The following is a 21,872-nucleotide window of genomic DNA, read 5'->3' as shown; positions in this document are numbered from 1 at the left end:
TCATTCCTCCCACGCGACGTAGCTTCCAAGCCATGCAATCTCATGGCCGTAGCTTATCGCTTTTTGTATCGCTTTTTGGACGTTGTCGTCGTCGATGTGCCCCTCGAAATCTATATAAAAATTCGCCTTAAATTCGCGCTGTTTTATCGGGCGGCTCTCCAGTTTGGTGATATTTATACCCTCGTCTCTAAAGGCTAGTAGTAGCTCCACTAGCCCGCCGGGACGGTGCTCAGTCTTTGCTAAGATGGATGTTTTATTTCTTTGCGCTCGCTCGTTTTTAAAATCGCTTAAGATAAAAAATCTCGTGCGGTTTGCGGCGTTGTCCTCGATCGTCTCAAACAAGATCGGCACTCCGTAAAGCTTGGCAGCGATCTTAGAGCAGATAGCGGCCGAGTTTGGCTCGCTACTAGCTAGCTGCGCGGCCTGCGCGGTTGATTTTGCCGGGATAAACTCGACTGATGAAAGCATGTGATCGTCTAAAAATTTGCGGCATTGATTGTAGCCTTGCGGGTGCGAGTAGATGCGTTTGATATCTTTTAAATTTTCGCACTTGCTCGCAAAAATGTGATGGATATCCATGTAAATTTCAGCTACCACCTTGACGCTATCAAACCGTCCTAGGCAGTCTAGCGTCGCGCCTACCGCGCCTTCTGTGTTGTTTTCTATCGGCACGACGCCGTATTTGGCCTCTTTGTGCTTTAGTTTCGTAAAAACCGCCTCGATGCTAGCTAGCGGCAAATACGCGCTCATCGCGCCGAAACGACTCTCGGCGGCTTGGTGCGTGTAGGTGCCCTCAGGCCCCAGATAGGCGACTTTTTCAGGCATTTCGAGGTTTCTACTGACGGCAAAAATTTCAAGATAAATCGCCTCGATCGCGGCTTTATTTAAAAATGCTGAGTCTTGCCCCTCGAGGCGGTTTAGGATCGCTCTTTCGCGCTCGGGGCGGTAGATCGCGCTGCCGCTGGTTTGCTTTAGCTCGCCGATCTTTCGCACGAAATTCATGCGCTCGTTTAGGCGCCTTAGCACCTCATCGTCGATCTTATCTATCTCGCTTCTAAGGTCGTTTATGTTTTGCATTTTCGCTCCCTAGCCTAAAAATTCTCGCTCCAGCGCCACTACGTCCTCAAAACTCTCGCGGCGTCTTATCAAAAAGTCTTCGCCGCCTTTTACCGCAACCTCCGCGGTGCGCCCGCGAGTGTTATAGTTGCTACTCATCGCAAAGCCGTATGCGCCCGCTGATTTGATAACGACGAGGTCGCCCGGGTTTAGCGGCGGTAGATTTCGATCTTTTGCTAAAAAGTCGCCGCTCTCGCAGATCGGCCCGACCACGTCGCAAGGGCTAAATTTGAGCTCCCGAAGCTGCTCAGTCTTACACTCGCAAAGAGTCTTGCCGCCGCTAATAGCAAAAATTTTATGCCTAGCCTGATAAAGACTCGGGCGTATGAGGTCGTTCATCGCGCCGTCCACGACAACAAAGCGCTTGTTTTTATTAAATTTCTCGTAAAGCACGCTAGTTAGAAAATAGCCCGCGTTGCCGACGATAAAGCGTCCAGGCTCGCAAACTACCGTGACGTCCAGGCCGCTTAAATTTGCCAAAATGCCCTGTGCGTATTCGTATAGATCAGGTTCGCTCTCATCGCCGTAAACGATGCCAATACCGCCGCCGACGTCAAAAAATTTGATGTCGATTTGCGCAGCTTTTAGCTCTCTAGTCAAATTTGCCACGATCTTTGCCGCTTCGATAACGGGCTTTATGTCGGTTATTTGCGAGCCGATGTGACTGTGGATACCTACGGGTTCTAGATAAGGCGAGTTTTTGGCGTGTAGATACATTTTTTTTGCCGTTTGCAGATCCACGCCAAATTTATTTTCGTTTAGTCCGGTCGAGATGTAAGGGTGCGTCTTGGCGTCGATGTCTGGATTTACGCGGATGCTGATGCGAGCGGGCTTGCCCAGCTGTTTTGCGATATCCTCCAGGTGGTTCATCTCGGCTTCGCTTTCTAAATTTATCATCAAGATTTCATTTTCCAGCGCAAATTTAAGCTCGTCGTCACGCTTGCCTACGCCGCTTAGGATGATCTGGTAGCTTTTAGCTCCGGCTAGTAGCGCGCGCTTAACTTCGCCTACGCTCACGCAGTCAAATCCGGCTCCAAGCCCGGCTAAAAATTTCAAAACGCTTAAATTTGAGTTTGCCTTAACGGCGTAGCATACGAGAGATTTTCTAGCGTGAAACGCTTTTTTTAGCGCTTCGTAGCGGTGCGCCATGTAGTCAAAATCGTAAATGTAAAGAGGGGTGCCGTATTTTTGTGCTAAATTCGTAAAATCCATAACCGACCTTGTTTAAAAATAGTTAGATTTTACAAAAATTTTGCCTAAATCTCTCTTAACGACTCCCAAAACGCAGATAAAAAGCGTATGCGCTGAGTAAAATTATCGGCAAAAGCACGCCAATCTCGGGCGAGACGACGCCGTTTCTAGCAAACCTCATCATCACAAAAAGCGCACCCCAGACGCAAAGCGAGGCGATCGTAAAGATAAAGCTTTTTAAGGCGAGATTAAAAAATCGTCCCGTAACCGGCAAAAAATAGTAAATGATGAGCACCATAAACGGCGCAAAAAAAGGCGCAAAAGCGAGGTTATAAAGCGTAGTTTTGGTCGAATTTAACCCGACACCCTCGTCCTTAAACGCCAAAATGTAATCCACCGCATCGGGAATCGTGATCGCCGAGCTCTCCGCCGACGCGCTTTCTATAGTTTTTGGTTTAAAATTTTCAAGCGTTTTTAGCTCGCTTGGCGTTTTGATATCGAGTCCTTTTTCGCCGAGCTTAATATTTTGCGGCAAATTTACGATTTTAGCATTCTTTAAAAGCCACGCATCATCCACAAATCTCCCGCTTTCGCCAAAGGTCGCACTACGCAGATTGCTACCGTTTATGTCAAATATCCGCACGTCTTTAGCCTCGCCGCTAATAGGATTTAGGCTATCCATGTAGACAAATTTACCCTCGAATTTTAAGAAAATATCCGAGCTCGTGCGCGATAAATTCGAGAGTTTCACGATATTTCGCCCGTACTCGTAGGCGTAGGCAAAAGGCGTGAAATTTAGCCCGACGTAAATGAGCGTGATGGCAAGCGCAATGCAAAAAGGTGGCTTGATCAGGCGATTTTTATCGATACCAAGCGCATAAAAACTAACTAGCTCGTTGCTGCGAATCATACTAAATTTGCTAGTTATGAGCGCAAAAATGAGCGCAAGCGGTAAGACGTAGTTTACCGCCGTAAGCGAGGTAAGGCCAAAGTAAAGCAGTTTTAGATTCGCGCTTGCGGGCATATCTTTTAGGTTGGTTAGGATGTCGATGCCGACGTAAAAAAGCGTGAGCGCGATGAATAAAATCATGAAATATTTAAAATAAAGCCAGCCGACGTAACGCGCGTAAAGGTTCATTTATGGCCTTTTAAATCAAATTTTGCGTACGCGGGGCATCGGACAAGATCGAAGCTCTCAAAAATACTAAATTTAAACAGCTCTGTTTTTTGGGTGAAATTTAATAAAAATACGGCTCTGGATAAAAGGCGAGTCTGTGAAAAAACCGTTTTTTTCGTAAATTTTATAAATTTGCAGGTAAAGTTTTGAAGTAAATTTATAAAATTTACGGTAAGGAAAATTAGGCACAAGGCTTTAAATTTAGACTCTAAATTTAACCGATTTTTGAGCGCCTTTAAAAGCCTCAAAATTTGAGAAAATGCAAAAGTCGCAAATGCTAAATTTAACCCTCTCACAAAATGCCTTTTTTTGTTGAAAATTTTTGCGAAACGGTATCGATGTCGGTTTTTATTAGCTCATTTAGCGCGTTTTCGCAGTAGTCCAAAATTTTTTCCAGCCCCTCTTTTTCATCTGCGTTAAATTCGCCAAGCACATGGCCGGTTACCGCGCTTTCGCCTTTGTGCGCGCTTCTGCCGATACCGATACGTACGCGCTCGTAGTCTGCGCCCATTAAGGCATCGATTGATTTTAGCCCGTTATGTCCGCCGTTTCCGCCGCCTTTTTTAAATTTAACGACGCCGAAATTTAGATCAAGGTCGTCATGAATAACGATAATGCGCTCGGGTTTGTAAAAATCAGCAACGGCTTTTACGCTTCGTCCGCTTAGGTTCATAAAGGTCGTCGGTTTTAGAAAAAGTAAATTTTGAAATTTAAACAGCTCGCCTTGAAATTTAACTGAGCTTACGTCGGTAAAATTTGAGTTTTTGAGTCTATCTATCAGCATAAAGCCGACATTGTGTCTTGTTTTGGAGTACTCGGGACCGGGATTCCCCAGTCCAGCTATGAGTATCAAGGCTAGCCTTATTTAGCTTTTATTACGCCTAGAACCGCTACGCGGTCAGCATCGATCATAGTTACGCCCGCAGGAACGGCTATGTCACGCACTAGGACAGTGTTGTCTATATCAAGGCCGCTAACGTCTATGTCGAATGAATTCGGCAAATTTTCAGCCGTGCATTTTACGGCTAAGCGTCTTTTTGAGATGATCAAAACGCCTTTATTTTTTAGACCCACAGGAGTTCCGTAAGGTTTAACCGGAATCATATACTTTGAGACGACGCCTGGAAGCGCAACCTTTAAATCAACGTGTTTTAGCGCGTTTGTCACAGGGTCTTTTTGGTATTCGACTACTACGACTTTTAAGGTTTTTCCGCCTACTTTTACGTCAAACGCAAGGCTCTCTTTTTTGCGAACCTCTTTTATAAAATCGTTGATTTTAAAAGCGGCTTGCACGTTCTCTAATCCCTTGCCGTAAATGTTGGCGATTAGATAACCATCTCTTCTCAAGGCTTTTGACGCCTTTTTACCGATACTCTCTCTAACGATACCTTCTAACATCGTTTTCCTTTCTTGAAAAATAGAAGCCGATGATACCCAAATTTATATAAATTTCGCCTTACTTGATATCTTTGAGCGCAATAACTTCGCTTTGAAATTCTTTTAAAAGCTCGGCATCCTCTTCGATAGAGGCAACCATCGCTCGTTTTTTAGCAAGGTCGGCACTCTTGATTTTGATATCGAGGTTTTCCCTTCTGCTGGCGCTTTTTAGCGCTTCTTCTTTTGTTATAATTCCCGAAGCATACATATCAAGCAAATGCTGCTCAAAGGTCTGCATTCCGTAGGTATTTTTACTTTGTTCTATCGCGTCGTAAATTTCGCTATCTCTATCTTCTAAGATCATATCTCTTATTCTTATGTTTTTTACCATTATTTCGCAAGCGACGCGGCGTTTGCCGGTCGTAGTCACGACAAGGCGCTGAGATATGATAGCCTCCGCAACCGAGGCAAAGGTCATCCTTATGCGGTTTTGCTCCTCTTTAGGAAACATATTTATGACGCGGCCGATAGTTTCTTTAGCATCAAGGGTGTGAAGTGTAGCAAGCACCAAGTGTCCTGTTTCTGCTGCATTTATCGCGGTTCTAACAGTCTCTAGGTCTCTCATCTCGCCTACAAATATAACATCCGGATCCTCACGCAAAGAAGCCCTTAGCGCGTCGGCGAAACTATCTACGTCTTGGCCGATACCGCGCTGATTTATTACGCTTTTGTCGTCGTTATATATAAACTCGATCGGATCTTCGATAGTGACGATGTGGTAGTTTTTTGTGTGATTTAGGTGGTTTATCATGCTAGCTAGTGTCGTTGTTTTACCGCTACCGGTAGGTCCAGTTACTAGGATGATGCCTCTATTTACTTTATTGCAAAGCTTTTCAATAACAGGCGGCAATAAAAGCTCGGACATCGTAGGAATTTTCGTTGGGATCGTTCTAAATACTAAAGATACGCCATCCATCTGCAAAAAGACGTTTGAACGGAAACGGTAGTCGTCGTTTAATTTATATGTAAAATCCACACTCTTTTTTTTCATAAGATTGTAATAATTCGCCCCTAAAATCTCCTTTGCAAGTAGTATCGAGTTGTCGTAATCTAAAATTTTATCGCCCATCGTAAATATCTCGCCGTTAAATCTACCGCGAACTACTTTGCTGGATTTTACGTGCAAGTCGCTACCGCCAAGCTCGATAAGTTTTGTTAGATACCCATCCAGTATAACCTTCATTTCGGCTTTTTTTTCGTTCTCTTCGTCGCTCTGCGGCACCGTGGTTCTAATCGGCGTCCCGAAAGTTTCATCTTCCATACCGATGCCAAGCTCGGCTAAAAGCGCCGCCCTGTCCTTGTATTTAACCGGTCGCGCTTCAGGTTTTTTTAATGTATTTGTTTGGTTTTCTTGCTTATCATTTATAGTTTGCGCTTGCGCCGCAACTTTATTTGCGGCAGTTTGCATTTGTGCGAAATTCGGCTCTAAATTTTGCGCTTGCGATTCACGCAAATTTATGGATTCGTCGATATTTTTTTGCTCTTTATTTTGCCGATCATCTCCAAAGCCTACGTTTAAATTCGGCTGCACAGGGATTGCGTTTATCTCGTTTTTGTCGCTGGCGCCATCGTTATTGATTATGCCGATTTTATCCTCTATATCTTTATTTTCTTCATCTTGAACTATGCTAAATTCGTTTTGAAAAAAGTCTAAAATTTGATCCTTTTCGCTAGGGTGCTGTTGCATGCCGACCTCTTCTTGCGTAAATTTAATACCCAAATCATCCAAACTTACGTTATCTCCGCCAAATTTTATATCCGGCGTTTCATCGCAAATCGACTGTTCTTGCGCCGTAGCTTTCGCAGTCTCGTCAAACTCATCTTTTTTTGGCGGCATCTCGTCCAGTGCGTCTATTTCGCTCAGTGCTTCGTTGATAGCTTGGAGATTTTCGCTTAGCTCGTGTTTTTTTGCTTCCAGGTCACCGGGCTCGATAAAACCGTCAAATTTGACGGTTTCCACCGCTTCTTTGATTTTTGCGGGCTCGTCGTCTATGGGTTTGAGCGCAGGCAGGTTCTCAAAATCAAAATTTTGTCCAAATTTAAACACGGGCTCATGATCGCTCAAATTTTTATCTGCAACTTCGCCGATCTTCTGCTCATCTTTTTCAGATTTTAGCTCTATTATTTGCTCTTCTTGCGAATCTTCTTTATTTTTATCTCTTATTTTTTGTATATCGTTTTTTACCGCATTCGCTCTTAGATTTATGATGCGCTCAAGTTCGTCGTCTTGAGTGTCAAATTTAATACTAGAACCGATAGGCTCGTAGTCCATTGCATCTTCTTGCTGCGACGAAGTAAATCTCAAAGGCTTCATTTAAGCGCTTTCATTATATCTTCAAATGCCGTCACGAACTGCTTCAAGCCGTCGTTTAGCAAGTCTTTATAAACCTTCTCCATATCTATGTCGGCTCTTTTTACCACGCCGAAAAATTTCTCTATGCTGTCGTCGCTAACAGCTGTTTTTGGTTCGTTTTTGCCAGCGATAAAGGCTTTGATAGTATCAAGCGGAGCCGTATTTACCGCATTTTGATACATTAGTTCTTTTACGTAATAATCCTTTGCCAGCTCGTCGCCCTTCACGCCCGTGCTAGCAAACAGCGCGCGCGTTGTAGGCAAGTTTTTATTTTCTATGATTTTATAAATTTTAGTCGCATTCATGATGCCGATTTGGCCGGTCGGTAGCGAGTTTTCGCGCATTTTTTCATCTAGCAAGCGATCAAACCTGCTAACAAAAATACTAATCACGCTTTTTGGTAGCGGCGTTAGCGGAAATTTCTTCTCATAAGCCTTCACGCCCTCTTCAAAAGCATCCAAACATGCTACGGCTTGCTCCGGCGAGAAAATCAGCGTCGCATTTACTGCGATACCGCGCGCGGTTAATGCGCTCATAGCTTCAAAGCCCGCTTTTGTCGCAGGGATTTTGATCATGACGTTTGGCATGCCGATCTCCGCGTGCAGCCTAGCGCCCTCGTCCACCGTAGCTGCGGCGTTATCGCAAAAGCTAGGATCGACCTCGATGCTAACAAACCCGTCGTCGCCGTTTGCGTAGTGCCTCAAAAGCTTGGTCGCGGCTATCTTGATATCTTGCACCGCGAGCGCCTCGTAAAGAGCCTTTGGATATTTTTTGCCCATTTGGCCGATGACGTCTTTGTAGGAGTCCGATAAAAACGCGGCTTTAAAGATGGACGGGTTTGAGGTCACGCCGTTAATAGCGCCTATTTGTAGTAAATTTTTAAACTCGTCTTGCAAAAAGTCGCGCTCGATAAAGTCACACCACAATGAAAAATTTATATCGTTATTAAACATTTTTTCTTGCCTTTTTATATCAAATTTATGATCTCGCGCAAATCTTTTTTATCCACGCAACAAGTTGCCGCTTGCCTTAAAATTTGCTTCGCGCAAAACGCGATTTTTAAATTTGAATGCTCAAACATTGATAGGTCATTGGCGCCGTCGCCCACGCTCATCGTCTGTTCTTTTGAGATTCCAAGCAAATTTTGTAAATTTGCAAGCATCGCGCCCTTTGAAAAGCCAAACATCATCTCGCCGCCCACGAGTCCAGTTAAGACGCCGTCTTTGTGATGCAGGATATTTGCAAAGCTAGCGTCAAATTTTAGCTTCTCTTGCGCTCTATCGGTGCCCGAGTGAAATCCGCCGCTAAAAACAACGACCTTGATGCCTTTGCTTTTTAGATGTGCAATCAGCTCGGCAGCTCCTGGCATGAGCGGCAAATTTGAGCAAATTTCATATACTTTAGCAAGCTCAAGCCCTTTTAAAAGCGATACGCGGCGCGTCAAACTCTCGAAAAAATCAAGCTCGCCCGCCATCGCTTTTGCAGTTATTTCGCTGACCTCATCACCTACGCCTTTTGCTGCGGCTAGAAAATCTATCGTCTCGCCGTCCATCAGCGTTGAATCAAAATCAAATACGCAAAGCTTTATCAAATTTGATCCTAGAAATCGCGCTTTAGCAACGTTTCGACTTTTAAAATCGTAAGGATATTATTATCTCTTTTGCCGATACCGTAAATCATGCCTTTATCTTTTAAAAGCGTTTCAGGCGGCGGATCGATCCTGTTTTGCTGTATTCTGATGGCTTCCGTTAGTCTATCGATCACAAATCCCGCTACGTTATCGCCCTCTTTCATCACGATATATCTCGTGCTTGGGCTAGATTTTGCGGCATTTAGAGAAAATTTTTTTCTCAAATCGATTAGCGGGATGACGCTACCGCGCAGGTTAAACACGCCCAAAACATAGTCCGGCACGCTAGGGACGCGAGTGTATTCGATCGGCTTAATGATCTCTTGGATGTTTAAAATAGGTATCGCATACTCCTCGTCGCCCACGATAAAGCCGACTAACTGGACGATCTCTTCGCGTTCTTTTTCGCTCGGGTCTATCACCTGTCTTTTTTGTCTTTTTAGAACCTGATTTAGTTTGTCGTTCATGTTCTATCCTATTAGTTTGATATTTTTTCTAACTACGTTTTCGAGATACTCGGACGAATACGGCTTGGTGATGTACTCAGTCATTCCTACCTCCACGCCTCTTAGCCTGTCGGTTTTTGACGTTCTTGAAGTTACGGCTATTAACGGCAAATTTCTATATTTTGAGTACTTGCGAATTTCGCCCGCTAGCGTATAGCCGTCCATTCGCGGCATTTCGATATCGATTAGCATCGCATCAAGCGCATGTTCGCCAGATTTTACGATAGTTAGAGCCTCGACGCCGTTAGTAGCCTCTATCACCGTTACGCCAAGAGGCGCGAGCGATTTTTGCATTATGGTTCTATCCATCTTCGAGTCGTCTACGATTAGCACCTTATAATCGCTCGGTTTTTCTTTGACGCTTTTTGAGGATTCCATGCTAGCTTTTATGTCTACTTTTATATCTTTTGCCATCTCCATCATCATGCCCACGTCGATGATTAGCGTTACGCGGCCGTCGCCTCTTATCGTAGCGCCTGCGATTCCAGGAATGTTTTGTAAATAATCGCCCATTGATTTAATTACGATCTCTTCTTGTCCTACGAGACTATCTACGATGATGCCTAGCTTTGCCTCCGCTACGCCGATAACGACCACATAGGTCTGATCTCCGCCGTCAAAGACCTGCTTGACGCCGAAGATATCTGAGAGCTTAACCAGCGAAAGCACTTCGTCGCGTAGTCTAAGCACGTTTTTGCCGTCGATCGTGTAGATATCGTCGATCGGTACGCGCACGGTCTCAAGCACGCTTGCTAGAGGGATAGCGAAAAATTCCTCCTGCGCTCCGACTAAAAGCGACTGGATAATGGCTAGCGTGAGCGGGATTTTTAGCTTCATCGTCGTGCCCTTGCCCACTTCGCTTTCGATATCGATTATGCCGTTTAGCTTTTCGATATTGGTCTTTACGACGTCCATTCCCACACCGCGGCCGCTTACGTTAGTTACCTTCGCAGCAGTCGAAAATCCAGGCTTAAATATAAGCCCAAACGCCTCTTTATCACTCATAGTATCGGCTTCGCGCTCGGTGATGATGCCCTTTTCTATCGAGCGTGCCTTTAGCATATCGGCATCTAGTCCCTTACCGTCGTCGGTGATCTCGACTACGATATGGTTGCCTTCGTTGTAGGCTTTTAGCTGAATAGTACCTTTTTCCGGTTTGCCAGCAGCTAGCCTGGTAGCGCCGTCCTCGATGCCGTGGTCGCACGAGTTTCTTATCATATGCACGAGTGGATCGCCGATTTGCTCGACGATGGATTTATCAAGCTCCGTCTCCTCACCCGTGATCTCAAGGTCGATTTGCTTATTTAGCTCGCGGCTTAGATCGCGGATCATGCGAGGAAATTTATTAAATACCTTCGCGATAGGTAACATTCTCGTTTTCATAACGGCTAGCTGTATGTCGGTAGTTACTAGGCTTAGGCTAGATACTACTTGATTTAGCTCCTCAAGGAATTTCTCGCCCTCATATCTCTCCTCAACGTCGTCGTAAATTTTGAGTAATCTGTTTTTGCCAAGCACCAACTCGCCGATCAGGTTCATCAGGTGATCTAGGCGCTTAACCTCGACGCGTATAGTCTGCTCGTCCGCGCTAGCTCCGCTTGACGGAGCCGGTACTTTTTTGTCCTCTTTTTTGTTGGCAGGCTTTGCTGGGGCGGGCTTTGGAGCCGGAGCTGAATTTGACGGTGCAGAAGCTTGAGATGCGGCTGGTGCGGCGGGTTTTGGCGCTTCGCCTGCTGCTGCTTTTTGAGCCCGTCTTGCTTGATCCTCGGCCTTTCTTACTTTCAGCAGTCTTTCTATCTCAGCTTCGACTTCGTCGTCGCTTAAATTTGATAAATTCTCATCGCTAACAGGTTCGGGCTCAGGCTCTTTTGGCGCCTCTACTACAGGCTCTGGTACCACGGGGGCAGGCTCGCTAACGGCCGCGCTCGGGGCTTCGCCTTCGGATATCGCGGTTAGTCTTTTGCAGATATCTTCTATCTCTATGCCTACATCCGTATCGTTACCGCTATCTCTGATACCGTGCAGTAGCCCCTTCATCATATCTACGGACTCTAGTACCACGTCCATGATATCTGGAGTTATTTTTAGTTCATTTCGGCGAGCTTTGTTTAGCACGTCCTCCATATGGTGCGTAAGCTTAGTAAGAATATCGAAATTTAAAAAGCTCGATGACCCCTTTACCGTATGCGCAACGCGGAAAATTCTATTTAAAAGTTCTAAATCTTCGGGATTTGACTCAAGTTCTATAAGGTCATGGTCTATTTGTTCTACTAGTTCGAAGGCTTCAACCAGGAAGTCTTCCATTATTTCTCTCATATCATCCATGATTTTCCCCCTTATTTCTTGTGCGCTTCGATCACGCGAAGCACCTCGTTATAAAATAGCGATGCGTCAAATTTGGTTAGATATGCTGCGGCTCCGGCCTCTCTGCTTTGAGCTTCGCTGTAGTCGTTGCTTAAAGAAGAGTTAAATATGATAGGAATTCCCGTATATCTCGGATCGTCTTTTATCGTCGATGCAAAGCGGTATCCGTCCATCTGAGGCATCTCGATATCGCTCAAAATCACCCTTAAAAAGTTATTTAACTTATCGCCGTACATCTCGTAAAGATCCTCCATCCTAGCAAGACCCTCTACGCCGTCTTTTGCTTCGACTACTTTTAGTCCCATTTTTTCTAGCATATCTTTTACTAGTTTTCTTGCCGTCGAGCTATCGTCTAGCACTAGTGCTAAACCGCTTAAAAGCTTACTTTGATCGATCTCTACTTCCATTTTCGGGCTATAAATGCCAAGCTCTTCGACGACGCTTTCAAGGTCTAATATTAGCAAAACTTCGTCGTTTTCGATGCGAGTTACGCCTGTTATCTTGCCTTTATCTAGCGTTCCGGCATTTGAGGCGAAAGTCGCCGCCTCGATATCCGCCCAGCTTATGCGCCTGATTCGCTTTGCCTCGTGGACGATAAAGCCTATCAATATACCGCTAAATTCGGCAATGATGACGCGAGGCTTGATAGCTCCGCCCTTAGGCTCGTTTATCTGCATCCATTTGGCTAAATTTATGACAGGTATCACGACGCCGCGCAGATCAAAAATCCCCTCGATATACTCAGGTACTCCTGGAAGCTCGGTTAAATTTGGCATCTTGATGATCTCGCGCACTTTAGCGACGTTGACGCCGTATATGCCCTCATATACATTGTCTCCCGACTGCTTAAAGATACGAAAATCAACAAGCTCCATCTCATTTGAACCGGTTTTTAATGTGCCGTTGTTAAGCATTTTAAACCTTTACGCTCTTTCGAGCAAACTTGATATTTTGGTCGTATTCTACTACAAAATAGCTTTGCTCGCATGCAAAAGATGGAATATTTATATATTTTTGTTTACCTATCGTGTATTGTTCGCCTTGGTGATAGTGCCCCTCGATGACGACATCAGCCTCGCAAAATGCGTTATATCGGCGCATTTTTGCTTCGACTAAATTCTTAAAATTAGGTATTTTATAATCTAAAATTTTTCGTTTAAGCTTATTTAAAATTCGTTTCGAGAACCTAAAATTTAAAAATTTATCGAAAAAATTCATCGTTTTTAAAAAAATTTTAACGCGCAAAAATCTCAAAGCATATTTTGAAACAAAAGGCAAAAATATATCCCCGTGCGCGATAAGCACGCTCTGCCCGTACTCCGAGGCAAATTTAACCGGCTGGGCGCCGATAGGATAGGCTTTGACGTTTTTAAAAAGCCTTGCTAGGTTAAAATCGTGATTTCCCTCGAAATAGTAAATTTCCATTTCCTCGCCCAGCTCGTCGATCGCGTGAATATATCGCTCGTAAAATTTGACGAAAAACTCGCACTCGCTCGCCAAAAAATCAAACATATCGCCCATCAAAAACAGCTGTGGCGTCTTTAGCTCGCCGTTTTTTAACGCGCATAAAAAATGCCAGAAATTTTCGCGATTTTCATTTTCGTGCGAGTCGGCGATAAAGATCGCGCCGTTTTTTACGACGATTTGCTCAGGCATCAAATTTTACTTTTTGTGGCGCCGAATTTGCGGCTAAATATTTCAAATTTGACAAGCGCCGTAGTTAAATTTAACGAGTCAAATTTACCGGCCGAGCTCGTAAATTTAACGGTTTTAAACGCGTTCATCGGCTTTAAAATTTGATCGGTTTGTAGCTAACGGATACGATCTCGACGTCGCTTCTGCCGTTTGGCAAATTTAGCGCGACCTCGTCGCCCTCGCTCTTGCCGATTAGCTGTTTGGCTAGAGGCGAGTTTATCGAGATGAGCCCGCGCTCTAGGTTGCTCTCTGGCGTGCCCACTAGCGTATAAGTTTTTTCTAGCTCGGTTTCTACGTCCATGATGACGACCGTGGAGCCAAATTTTACCTTATCGTGCTCGTATTCGGCGGGATCGATTACCTTGGCGCGACTTACTATGTCGCTAAGCTCGGCGATACGGCTCTCGATAAATGCCTGCTTTTCGCGCGCGGCGTGGTATTCGGCGTTTTCTTTTAGGTCGCCGTGACTGCGCGCAATGTCGATCTCCTCGACGATATTCGGACGTTCGACGGTCTTTAAATTTTTTAGTTCGTTTGTGATTTTTTCATATCCAAAAAGCGTCATCGGTTCGGTCATTTTTTATCCTTTATTCGTTATTAAAATTTGCGCTACGTTGGCTGCAGAGCCGTGTTCTAGGTATTTTCGTAGCTTCTCGCAGCCTTTGATAAATTTCTCTTTATCGCAGCTCTCGTAGGCTTTTATTAGATTGCTTGGCATTACTTCCTCTTGCAGTAGCTCCTCGTGCAGCGCCGCTTCGCCCATAAAATCAAACATGATATTTGCAAGTCCGATGTGGCGCAACTTCACAAACATCCGCGCGATCATTATATCGATTGCTTTAGCTTTATAGGCTAGCACAAACGGCGTGCCTACTAGTGCAGCCTGAAGCGTCGCGGTACCTGAGCAGATAAATGCAAACTCGCTTTGCAAAAGCGCGCGCGGCGCGTCAGTAACTACGCTAAAGCCGCTCACGTCGCCGTAAATTTGCATATCGTTTACCAAAAAAGGCGGTACGACGAGCAGTTTTTCTTTATCTTTTATTTGGACGGCAACTTCGCGAAAAATCGGCATCAACCGCGAAATTTCGGCGCGGCGGGACCCTGGCATAAAGGCTATCTTACCGCTTTGCAAAAGCTCGTTTTTTCGCACTCGTAGTTCATCAAGCAACGGGTGCCCGACGTAGCGCGAACGGTTGTAGTACATCCCGTCAAACGGCAAAATCGAAGCCAAATGATCGCAGTACGCCTCGACTTTCGCCACGCGTCCGGCCTTCCATGCCCACACCTGCGGCAAGATATAGTAGGTCACCGGCGTTTTGATACCGGCTTCTTTGATCGCTTTGGCTAGCGGCAGGTTAAAGGCGGGGCTATCGATGAGTAGCACGGCGTCGCACTGCGCGGCTAGGCGAGTCATCTCTTTTATCGCGCGTTTTGCCTTAAAATAAAGCGGTAAAACCTCCACGAAGCCCATCGCGGAAAACTCCGAGCTTCGCATAAAAGGTTCGCCGAATTTTTCGTCAAAAATGCCCTTTAGTTCGCACTTTGGCAGATGCTCTAAAACCTGCTCGAAGTGCAAATTTGCAGAGGCCTCCAAACAAGAGATGAGTAGCTTCACTGATTGCCCTCAAAGTCCTCGGCTAAGTTTGCAAGCTCTCTTGCGCGCTCCTTAGTCATCTGCAGGTAACAATCAGCGGCCGTTACGGCATAAAGCGTACCCATAGGCGGCACAAACGGACATTTAGCCTCTTTATAAGCCACCCATTTACGCTGGATGTCTTTTAGCTTCTTTTTATTTTCGTCGTTTAGCACGCTCATGGCTTTCTTGTAATTTTGGTTTAGGAGTTTATCTTGGATAGCAAATTCGGCGTCTATGCACTGTATCATGCCGGCAGTTGAGCTATCTTTTTGCATGCACTCATCTACGCGCGCTTGCGATTCATCAAATTCCTCTTCCGAAGTTTCCTCGATGCTTGACGCAGGTTTTGCTTTGATCGCAAGATCTTGCGCACCAAAAACCAAACTCGCCGCAAGAGCAGCAAAAATAAATTTTTTAAGCATAATTTCTCCTTTAAATTTGATGAAGATTATCGCCTAAAACGGCTAAATAAACAATAAAATTTAAATTTATAAGTAAATTCGGATTTTGAAAATTGAAAGAAAAATGCGTAAATTTAAAAAACCCAAAGCCCGCAGGCCTTGGGTTTTGGGGTTTATTTAAAATTTAGGTTCTTAACGTCTTCGTCGGCTTTTTTCATAGCTTCGGTAGGCGCTACACCGATAGGATATTTATGTCCTAAAGAAGCAGGCGCAGGAACTGGAGTAGCTTCCTGGGTTAGCTTGATGCTGATGCCGTATGGCGCAAGCTCGTTAACTAGCTCGGTTTGTCCTTGGCGAGCAAATTCTTTACATTGACCTAGGATCCTAGCCGACTCTTCGTCTCCGTGGAAGCCGTAGCTGTTTTCGCTAAATGCGAAGTCCCAGCGGATGTGAGTTTTGCGGTGCAAGTAAAGAGTCTTTTCAAGAGCCTTACTGATAGCTTCTTTTCTCTCTTTTTCATCGGCGATCGAAGCAAATTTCTCATGCTTAGCTAGCTCGGCTCTGGCCGTTTTTATGTCCTGGATCAAAGAAAGTAGCGCATTTTCGCAGTTTCTTAGCTCGTAAGCATGGCGATTTTGTACGAATGAAATTCTATCTTTTAGCACTTGTTCGCTTTGCGGGTGGCAAGTTTTGCAAGCCGCGTTTATATCGGCAAGCGGAGTTAAAATTTCATGCTCGGTGATCTTTTGAGCTCCGGCGCGTTTATACGGCATGTGGCAGTCTGCGCACGTTACGCCGCTTCTTCCGTGGATACCGGTTGAGCTTAGCTCAGACTCTGAGTGCTGCATCTTGATAATTTTAGCGCCGGTATCTTTATGGATGTAGTCAAATTTAAATCCATCCTCTTTGGCTAACTGATCGTCGTAATACTGGTCGAAATTTTCGATCTTAAACGGCTGGTCTTTTTTCCAGAAAGTCCAAGGGAAAGTTAGTGTTTGGTCTTTACCGAAATAATACTCGACGTGGCACTGCATACAAACATAGTTTCTCATCTCCGCTCTAGTAGCTTTTATGCCGCTTTTAGCGTCAGCTTCGTATCCGCGTCCTACCATCGCATTTACAAATCCCGGTCTTGTTACTCTTAGGCTCATATCGTCCGGGTGGTGGCAGTCCGCACAGGTGCTGCCTAGATGCGACCCGTGGATACTCTCGCCGTGTTTAGCCGCGATTTTTTTCATGACGTCAAAATACGGAATAGAGTTCATCTTCGTCCAAGCCGCTTTTCTCTTCTGACCTTCTTCTTTTGGCATTACGTCAAAGAAAGGCATAGGTAAGCTAGCTGCCGGGGTCGGATCTTCGGTTAGTTTGTAGTCTGGATCTAGCTGAAGTGCGGTTAGATAGCCGGTGTGGCAGTTTACGCAAGCGCCCGGTTGGCCTTTAAACGCTGGAAGTCCGTGAGAGTTTAAAAACTCCTTGTCGTTTCTTTTGGTCTCGATCTGATCTATCTGCGAATAGTAGTGGGTTCGCGGTTTGCTGTAATCCACGCCGAACGCATAACCATTCCAAAACACCGTAGCCGCAGGCCAGCGAATAATCTTGCTATAAGGTAAATCGCCGCCGAAAGCCGTTTCTACGAATTCGCTTCCTTTTGGATTTGCGTCGCTTTTATGCTCCATTTTTTTGTAAGCATCGAGCTGATTTGGGAAATTTGCGCCCCATTTTTCAAAATCAGGCTCAAGTTCGCTTACTTTATTGAGCATTAGCGGATACATCTTTTCTTCGGCTTTTTTGGCGCCGATATCCGTAAAAAGCGCGAACATAGCCGCACCGAGTACGACAGCCACTAGGAAAGTAGCTACATACAACACTTTGTTTTTCATTTTATCCTCCTGTTAAATTTTAAAAGTTATGCGCATGTCCCGCTTCGCGGTGGCAAGATACGCATCTTAAAGGCTCGCTAGAATTGCCTTGATGCTCTTTGAGATTTTTGTCAAACGGTTTTGCGGTTCCTATGGCGCGCGGGTCGATAACGTTTGAAACGTACTCTTTGTGGCAGTCCATGCAGTTTTCCTGAACGACTCTTTTTGTTTTTTCGTTTGCGGTAAATGCATAAGGATTATCTTTAAAAGTAACGGCATACGCGTGTCCTAGGCCACTTTGAGCCTTCATGATCCAATATCCTATAAAATCATGCGGCAAATGGCAGTCGTTACAGGTAGCGACGTTTTGGTGTCCGCCTCTTGACCAGCTTTCGTAGACTTGATTCATCACGTGACAGTTTTTACAGGCTGCAGGATCCGGACTAAAGTATGAAAATCCCTTGGCATAGTAAAAAGTGTATAGTCCGTGACCGATAACCACTCCAAACGATAGCAACAAAAGAATGACCCAGATGGATGCTTTTTTCTTCGTGTTTTCCATGACGGGCTTTCTAACCTCCATTATAAATTTAAATAAAACTTAACTTTATTTATCGGTCGGTATTTTATTATTAGTTCGCTTAAATTCTCATTTATTTTTCTAATATAATTAAAATTAAATCTAAAGCTTATTTTTATACTGTGTAAATATAACAGTAGTTGTTATCAATTTATTATGATTGATTTCAATCTATTTCGGTATTATATAATATAATATATTTACTATCTTAAATTTGAATAAAATTTAAAAACTAAAATATAAAGTAAACAATATCCAACATAGGCCAAAACTTTAAATTTAAATAATAAAAGCTGTGCTAAAATCATTTCTTTAAAAATTTGAAAGCTATGGGCTCGTCAAATTTGCGTTAATAGTGATAAAAAGGAATAAATTTGAAAGAAATTTTAATTACAAACGACGACGGATTCGAGGCTAGCGGCCTGCACGCTTTAGCTAGCGCACTGAGGGAGCTACCCGATACGCGCGTTACGATCGTAGCGCCGAGTACCGAAAAATCAGCCTGCGCGCACTCTCTTACGCTCACTAGACCTCTTCGCTTTATCAAGCTTGACGACGATTTTTACAAACTCGACGACGCCACGCCCGCAGACTGCGTCTATCTCGCGCTTCATGCGCTTTACAAAAAACTACCCGACCTCGTAATCAGCGGCATAAACCACGGCGCCAATGTGGGCGAGGACATCACCTACTCGGGTACGTGCGGAGCGGCTATGGAGGGCGTTTTGCAGGGCGTGCCAAGCATCGCGTTTTCGCAGTTTTATAAAAACGATAGTATCGAAAAACTCGGTTTTTCGCTCGCGCAGCAAGCCGTCAAATTTATCGTTCCGCGCGTACTAAACGGCGAAATTTCCCTACCGCCGCGCCAGTTTTTAAACGTAAATATCCCTGCCGTTTCCGCCCGAGAATTTAGAGGCTACCGCATAGTTCCGGCCGGCAGACGCAGCTACGCCACGCACGCGATGCTTCACCGCAATCCGCGCGGCGTCGAGTACTACTGGCTCGGACAGCCGTCAAATTTAGACTACGAGCAAAACGGCGAGTCCGATATCAGCGTGCTTAGCGAGAGTTTCGCCTCGCTCACCCCGATCATGCTAGATATGACCGCGCACGCGAGCTTGCAGGGCCTAAAAACCGCGCTAAAGGATCAAATTTGAGCGAGGTGATTTTGGATCAGAACGACCGATTTACGAGGTCTCGCTGGCTGTTTGGCGATGATTTTAAAAAGCTTCAAAACGCAAACGTCCTAATCTGCGGCGTTGGCGGCGTGGGCGGAGTCTGTGCGGATGCGCTAGCTCGCGCGGGTGTGGGTAAAATCACCGTCATCGACAAGGATATTTTTGATATAACCAATCAAAACCGTCAAATTTACAGCGAAGCGGTCGGAGCCGTTAAAGTGGGAGAATTTGCCAAAAGATACGAGTGCGTAACGGCGCTGCAAGAGCTAATGACGCCCGAGTTTATCGCAAATTTCGACTTTTCGCCCTTTGATCTCGTGATCGACGCTATCGACGACGTACCCGCCAAGATCGCACTCGCGCTAAAAACGCACGAAAAGCTTATCAGCTCGATGGGCGGCGCAAAACGCATCGATCCGACGCAGATCAAGGTCGCCTCCGTCTGGCAAACCTGCAACGATCCGTTTGCTAAAAAAATACGCACCGAGCTTAAAAAAGCAGGCTTTAAAGGCAAATTTGACGTCGTGTTTTCGACCGAGTTGCCAAGATGCGTGAAACTGGGCAGCTTCATGGGCGTAACGGCGTGTTTTGGGCTAAATTTAGCGGCTTTAGCGGTTAGAAAAATCATCGGCGATAAATAATTTTAATTAGTCTGGGCGAGTTTAACCGCTCGCTTAAAACAAATTTATGCTATTATACCGCACTTAAATTTAAGGAAAAAAATGAAAACATGCGTTATCCTTGCCGGCGGCAAAAGCTCGCGAATGGGCCGCGACAAAACGCTGCTGCCTTTTGGCGGATTTGCGACGCTGGCGCACTACGGAGCGCATAAATTCGGGCGGATTTTCGAGCGCGTATTCGTTAGCTCCAAATTTGACAAATTTAACCCGCCCCTACCGCTCATAAAAGACGTTAGCCCAGAGGAGATCTCGCGGTCAAATTTGACCGAGGCGAGCTACAAAGAGGGCGCAGAGGCAAGCTCCGCTCAAATTTGCTCGCAAGATACGGCAAATTTAAGCCTTGACGCCTTTTCTCCGATGCTAGCGCTTTACAGTATTCTTAGAAATTTCCCAAACGAAAGCGTCTTTATCGTCCCTGCCGATATGCCGTTCGTTAGCGAAGAGTGCGTGCGCGAACTATATAAATTTACCGGTGAATACGATATGGTCATCGCCGCGGACGAGTCGCATACGCACTCGCTTTGCGGGTTTTTTAGTGGGGATTTAGCGGATGCGGCGGGCGAGCTTTTTGCCGCGGGCGAGCACAAGATCGGACTTTTGCGTAGCCGCTGCCGCTGCAAGATCGTAAAATTCGCGCGCGAAGACGAGTTTTTTAACATCAACTATCAGGCAGATTACGAACAAGCTTTAAAAGAAGGAAAAATATGAAAAAAATTATCGTTTTACTGGCGATTTTGTTAAATTTCTCAGTAGCCGGCGAATCTGCAACGGCGAAGCAAAATTTAGCCGGCCAGTCCGAAAATGCGGCTGAAAATTTAACCGAGCCGACCGCCAAAGACGAGGCCAAGCGCCTCTACGAAACCGCCGCAAAGCTCGAGCATGAAGGCGACAAAACAAGAGCCCTTCAGCTTTATAAACTGGCGGCTAAAAAGGCGATATTTACGGACGAGGACGGCGAAACGGCCGCCATGGAGCGCTCCGTGATCGCGCCCTCAGATAGCGTAGCGGACGCACCCGTGGAGGAGCAAAAAATCGCATCCAAAGAGCGCCCGAAAGCTAAATTTGAAAGCGGCGAAGCATACGACGTGGATGAAATTTTGGGCCTAAAAATGCACCACCTAAACTACCTGCTGCCCGCAACTTACGCGTTTAACGACGTTGAAGGTAGGCGTAGATTTGAGACTGCTTTTCAAATCAGCTTGCAAAAGCCGCTTTTTTACGACGTATTTGACATGAACGAAACGATCTCGGCGGGCTACTCGCAAAGCTCGTGGTGGCAGACGGCTAAATCCTCTACGCCGTTTCGCGAGACCAACTATCGACCTGAGATTTTCGTGACCGTCCCGATGAGATTTGAGGCGCTGCCGAGCCTTGACTACCTACGCGCGGGGCTTTTGCACGAGAGTAACGGCCAGGGCGGCGAGAAGTCGCGCTCATGGAACCGCGTCTATCTCGAGGCCAAACTTTACGCCGGTAGCCTAGTCGTGATCCCGCGAGCGTGGGCTCGCATCCCTGAGAGCAAGGGTAGCGACGATAACCCAGACATCGAAAAATACCTCGGAAACATGGATATAAATTTCGCCCTACCTTTCCGCGGCCACGTCTTTACGGCGATGGTGCGCAACAACCTGCATTTTGATAAAACAAACCGCGGCGCGGGCGAGCTTGGGTGGCTGTTTCCGTTTGGCAAGAGCGGCGTATACGGCTACGTGAAGTACTTCACGGGATACGGCGAGAGCCTCATCGACTACAACCGCCACACCGATAAAGTCGGTATCGGCTTTGCGATTTTGAAGTAAAAGGCTAGCGCGCTCAAGCGGCGCAGGCAAGGTAAAAATCGCGGCAAAACGACCCAAAGCAATAAGTCAAATTTGACCGAACCGACAAGCGCAGCAAATTTGACGAGCGGGCGCTTGTTTGCAAAATATACGCATAATAAAGCAAGGATCAAATTTGCGAATTTTAGGCGCGGCGCGATTCTTTAAATTTACGCCAAGTCGCAGTCAAAAAACCGCTGCCCTAGCACGAGCGCAAAATTCGTCAAATTTAGGGAGATAGATGAAAAATTT

22 protein-coding genes are annotated in these 21,872 nt (G+C 45.6%); 4 read left to right on the top strand and 18 right to left on the bottom strand.

What is annotated here, in order from left to right; translation table 11 throughout:
* From pheA to nrfH, 18 genes are all read right to left on the bottom strand, one after another.
* Entirely contained in the window at positions 1-1,077 is a 1,077-nt protein-coding gene (pheA, locus tag Q0394_RS04140) for a prephenate dehydratase (RefSeq protein ID WP_298945615.1), read from the bottom strand.
* Between the two features lie 9 nt (positions 1,078-1,086).
* Positions 1,087-2,328, bottom strand: coding sequence for a diaminopimelate decarboxylase (lysA, locus tag Q0394_RS04135; protein WP_298945616.1), 1,242 nt, complete (start codon positions 2,326-2,328; stop codon positions 1,087-1,089).
* Between the two features lie 55 nt (positions 2,329-2,383).
* A complete protein-coding gene (locus tag Q0394_RS04130) occupies positions 2,384-3,445 on the bottom strand; it encodes an LptF/LptG family permease (RefSeq protein ID WP_298791148.1) in 1,062 nt (353 codons plus the stop codon).
* Between the two features lie 331 nt (positions 3,446-3,776).
* Positions 3,777-4,337, bottom strand: a complete 561-nt coding sequence (pth, locus tag Q0394_RS04125; RefSeq protein ID WP_298945617.1) for an aminoacyl-tRNA hydrolase — start codon at positions 4,335-4,337, stop codon at positions 3,777-3,779.
* A gap of 8 nt (positions 4,338-4,345) precedes the next feature.
* Positions 4,346-4,882: a 50S ribosomal protein L25/general stress protein Ctc gene (locus Q0394_RS04120; RefSeq protein WP_297968826.1), complete on the bottom strand. Its 537-nt coding sequence runs from the start codon at positions 4,880-4,882 to the stop codon at positions 4,346-4,348.
* Positions 4,883-4,940: 58 nt separating this feature from the next.
* Positions 4,941-7,235 (bottom strand): PilT/PilU family type 4a pilus ATPase, encoded by a 2,295-nt coding sequence (locus tag Q0394_RS04115; protein WP_298945618.1) that lies wholly within the window; start codon positions 7,233-7,235, stop codon positions 4,941-4,943.
* Complete coding sequence (locus Q0394_RS04110; RefSeq protein ID WP_298945619.1) at positions 7,232-8,227, bottom strand: transaldolase; 996 nt, start codon at positions 8,225-8,227, stop codon at positions 7,232-7,234. The genes Q0394_RS04115 and Q0394_RS04110 overlap by 4 nt, the downstream gene beginning before the upstream one ends.
* Positions 8,228-8,241: 14 nt before the next feature.
* On the bottom strand, positions 8,242-8,865 hold the full coding sequence (gene serB / locus Q0394_RS04105; RefSeq protein ID WP_298945620.1) for a phosphoserine phosphatase SerB: 624 nt from the start codon (positions 8,863-8,865) through the stop codon (positions 8,242-8,244).
* An 8-nt stretch (positions 8,866-8,873) separates the two neighbouring features.
* Complete coding sequence (locus Q0394_RS04100; protein ID WP_298945621.1) at positions 8,874-9,371, bottom strand: chemotaxis protein CheW; 498 nt, start codon at positions 9,369-9,371, stop codon at positions 8,874-8,876.
* Positions 9,372-9,374: 3 nt separating this feature from the next.
* Positions 9,375-11,735 (bottom strand): chemotaxis protein CheW, encoded by a 2,361-nt coding sequence (locus Q0394_RS04095; protein ID WP_298945622.1) that lies wholly within the window; start codon positions 11,733-11,735, stop codon positions 9,375-9,377.
* A gap of 11 nt (positions 11,736-11,746) precedes the next feature.
* A complete protein-coding gene (locus Q0394_RS04090; protein WP_002947271.1) occupies positions 11,747-12,688 on the bottom strand; it encodes a chemotaxis protein in 942 nt (313 codons plus the stop codon).
* 1 nt (position 12,689) lies between these two features.
* Complete coding sequence (locus Q0394_RS04085; protein ID WP_298945623.1) at positions 12,690-13,430, bottom strand: UDP-2,3-diacylglucosamine diphosphatase; 741 nt, start codon at positions 13,428-13,430, stop codon at positions 12,690-12,692.
* Positions 13,430-13,558 carry a hypothetical protein gene (locus Q0394_RS04080; protein ID WP_298945624.1) on the bottom strand — a complete coding sequence of 43 codons (129 nt, stop codon included), beginning with the start codon at positions 13,556-13,558 and terminating at the stop codon, positions 13,430-13,432. The genes Q0394_RS04085 and Q0394_RS04080 overlap by 1 nt, the downstream gene beginning before the upstream one ends.
* Before the next feature lie 5 nt (positions 13,559-13,563).
* Positions 13,564-14,046 (bottom strand): transcription elongation factor GreA, encoded by a 483-nt coding sequence (gene greA, locus Q0394_RS04075; protein WP_122868651.1) that lies wholly within the window; start codon positions 14,044-14,046, stop codon positions 13,564-13,566.
* Positions 14,047-14,049: 3 nt separating this feature from the next.
* Positions 14,050-15,084 carry a lipid-A-disaccharide synthase gene (gene lpxB, locus Q0394_RS04070; protein ID WP_298945625.1) on the bottom strand — a complete coding sequence of 345 codons (1,035 nt, stop codon included), beginning with the start codon at positions 15,082-15,084 and terminating at the stop codon, positions 14,050-14,052.
* Positions 15,081-15,527, bottom strand: coding sequence for a lysozyme inhibitor LprI family protein (locus Q0394_RS04065; protein ID WP_002950719.1), 447 nt, complete (start codon positions 15,525-15,527; stop codon positions 15,081-15,083). Before Q0394_RS04065 ends, lpxB begins: the two co-directional genes overlap by 4 nt.
* A 152-nt stretch (positions 15,528-15,679) precedes the next feature.
* The gene (locus Q0394_RS04060; RefSeq protein WP_298792842.1) at positions 15,680-17,386 is read right to left on the bottom strand and encodes an ammonia-forming cytochrome c nitrite reductase subunit c552; all 1,707 of its coding nucleotides are present in this window, start codon (positions 17,384-17,386) and stop codon (positions 15,680-15,682) included.
* A 19-nt stretch (positions 17,387-17,405) separates the two neighbouring features.
* On the bottom strand, positions 17,406-17,948 hold the full coding sequence (gene nrfH / locus Q0394_RS04055; protein ID WP_298945626.1) for a cytochrome c nitrite reductase small subunit: 543 nt from the start codon (positions 17,946-17,948) through the stop codon (positions 17,406-17,408).
* Positions 17,949-18,319: 371 nt separating this feature from the next.
* Here nrfH and surE point away from each other — a divergent pair, with 371 nt between their 5' ends.
* From surE to Q0394_RS04035, 4 genes are all read left to right on the top strand, one after another.
* Entirely contained in the window at positions 18,320-19,102 is a 783-nt protein-coding gene (gene surE, locus Q0394_RS04050; protein ID WP_298945627.1) for a 5'/3'-nucleotidase SurE, read from the top strand.
* On the top strand, positions 19,099-19,764 hold the full coding sequence (locus tag Q0394_RS04045) for a tRNA threonylcarbamoyladenosine dehydratase (protein ID WP_298945628.1): 666 nt from the start codon (positions 19,099-19,101) through the stop codon (positions 19,762-19,764). Before surE ends, Q0394_RS04045 begins: the two co-directional genes overlap by 4 nt.
* 81 nt (positions 19,765-19,845) lie before the next feature.
* Complete coding sequence (locus Q0394_RS04040; RefSeq protein WP_298945629.1) at positions 19,846-20,511, top strand: molybdenum cofactor guanylyltransferase; 666 nt, start codon at positions 19,846-19,848, stop codon at positions 20,509-20,511.
* Positions 20,508-21,602: a phospholipase A gene (locus Q0394_RS04035; protein WP_298945630.1), complete on the top strand. Its 1,095-nt coding sequence runs from the start codon at positions 20,508-20,510 to the stop codon at positions 21,600-21,602. The genes Q0394_RS04040 and Q0394_RS04035 overlap by 4 nt, the downstream gene beginning before the upstream one ends.
* Positions 21,603-21,872: the final 270 nt, after the last annotated feature.

Origin of the sequence: uncultured Campylobacter sp. (genome assembly GCF_938039205.1) — a bacterium.
Lineage (GTDB): Bacteria > Campylobacterota > Campylobacteria > Campylobacterales > Campylobacteraceae > Campylobacter_A.
The sequence above is the reverse complement of the archived record's forward strand: the minus strand, read 5'-3'. Positions and strand labels throughout refer to the sequence as shown.

What these genes read in the sequence shown, in the direction of transcription:
- pheA (WP_298945615.1), bottom strand. Translation starts at nt 1,077, where the DNA reads ATGCAAAACATAAACGACCTTAGAAGCGAGATAGATAAGATCGACGAT.
- lysA (WP_298945616.1), bottom strand. Translation starts at nt 2,328, where the DNA reads ATGGATTTTACGAATTTAGCACAAAAATACGGCACCCCTCTTTACATT.
- Q0394_RS04130 (WP_298791148.1), bottom strand. Translation starts at nt 3,445, where the DNA reads ATGAACCTTTACGCGCGTTACGTCGGCTGGCTTTATTTTAAATATTTC.
- Q0394_RS04120 (WP_297968826.1), bottom strand. Translation starts at nt 4,882, where the DNA reads ATGTTAGAAGGTATCGTTAGAGAGAGTATCGGTAAAAAGGCGTCAAAA.
- Q0394_RS04115 (WP_298945618.1), bottom strand. Translation starts at nt 7,235, where the DNA reads ATGAAGCCTTTGAGATTTACTTCGTCGCAGCAAGAAGATGCAATGGAC.
- Q0394_RS04110 (WP_298945619.1), bottom strand. Translation starts at nt 8,227, where the DNA reads ATGTTTAATAACGATATAAATTTTTCATTGTGGTGTGACTTTATCGAG.
- Q0394_RS04100 (WP_298945621.1), bottom strand. Translation starts at nt 9,371, where the DNA reads ATGAACGACAAACTAAATCAGGTTCTAAAAAGACAAAAAAGACAGGTG.
- Q0394_RS04095 (WP_298945622.1), bottom strand. Translation starts at nt 11,735, where the DNA reads ATGGATGATATGAGAGAAATAATGGAAGACTTCCTGGTTGAAGCCTTC.
- Q0394_RS04090 (WP_002947271.1), bottom strand. Translation starts at nt 12,688, where the DNA reads ATGCTTAACAACGGCACATTAAAAACCGGTTCAAATGAGATGGAGCTT.
- Q0394_RS04085 (WP_298945623.1), bottom strand. Translation starts at nt 13,430, where the DNA reads ATGCCTGAGCAAATCGTCGTAAAAAACGGCGCGATCTTTATCGCCGAC.
- Q0394_RS04080 (WP_298945624.1), bottom strand. Translation starts at nt 13,558, where the DNA reads ATGAACGCGTTTAAAACCGTTAAATTTACGAGCTCGGCCGGTAAATTT.
- greA (WP_122868651.1), bottom strand. Translation starts at nt 14,046, where the DNA reads ATGACCGAACCGATGACGCTTTTTGGATATGAAAAAATCACAAACGAA.
- Q0394_RS04065 (WP_002950719.1), bottom strand. Translation starts at nt 15,527, where the DNA reads ATGCTTAAAAAATTTATTTTTGCTGCTCTTGCGGCGAGTTTGGTTTTT.
- Q0394_RS04060 (WP_298792842.1), bottom strand. Translation starts at nt 17,386, where the DNA reads ATGAAAAACAAAGTGTTGTATGTAGCTACTTTCCTAGTGGCTGTCGTA.
- nrfH (WP_298945626.1), bottom strand. Translation starts at nt 17,948, where the DNA reads ATGGAGGTTAGAAAGCCCGTCATGGAAAACACGAAGAAAAAAGCATCC.
- Q0394_RS04040 (WP_298945629.1), top strand. Translation starts at nt 19,846, where the DNA reads ATGAAAACATGCGTTATCCTTGCCGGCGGCAAAAGCTCGCGAATGGGC.
- Q0394_RS04035 (WP_298945630.1), top strand. Translation starts at nt 20,508, where the DNA reads ATGAAAAAAATTATCGTTTTACTGGCGATTTTGTTAAATTTCTCAGTA.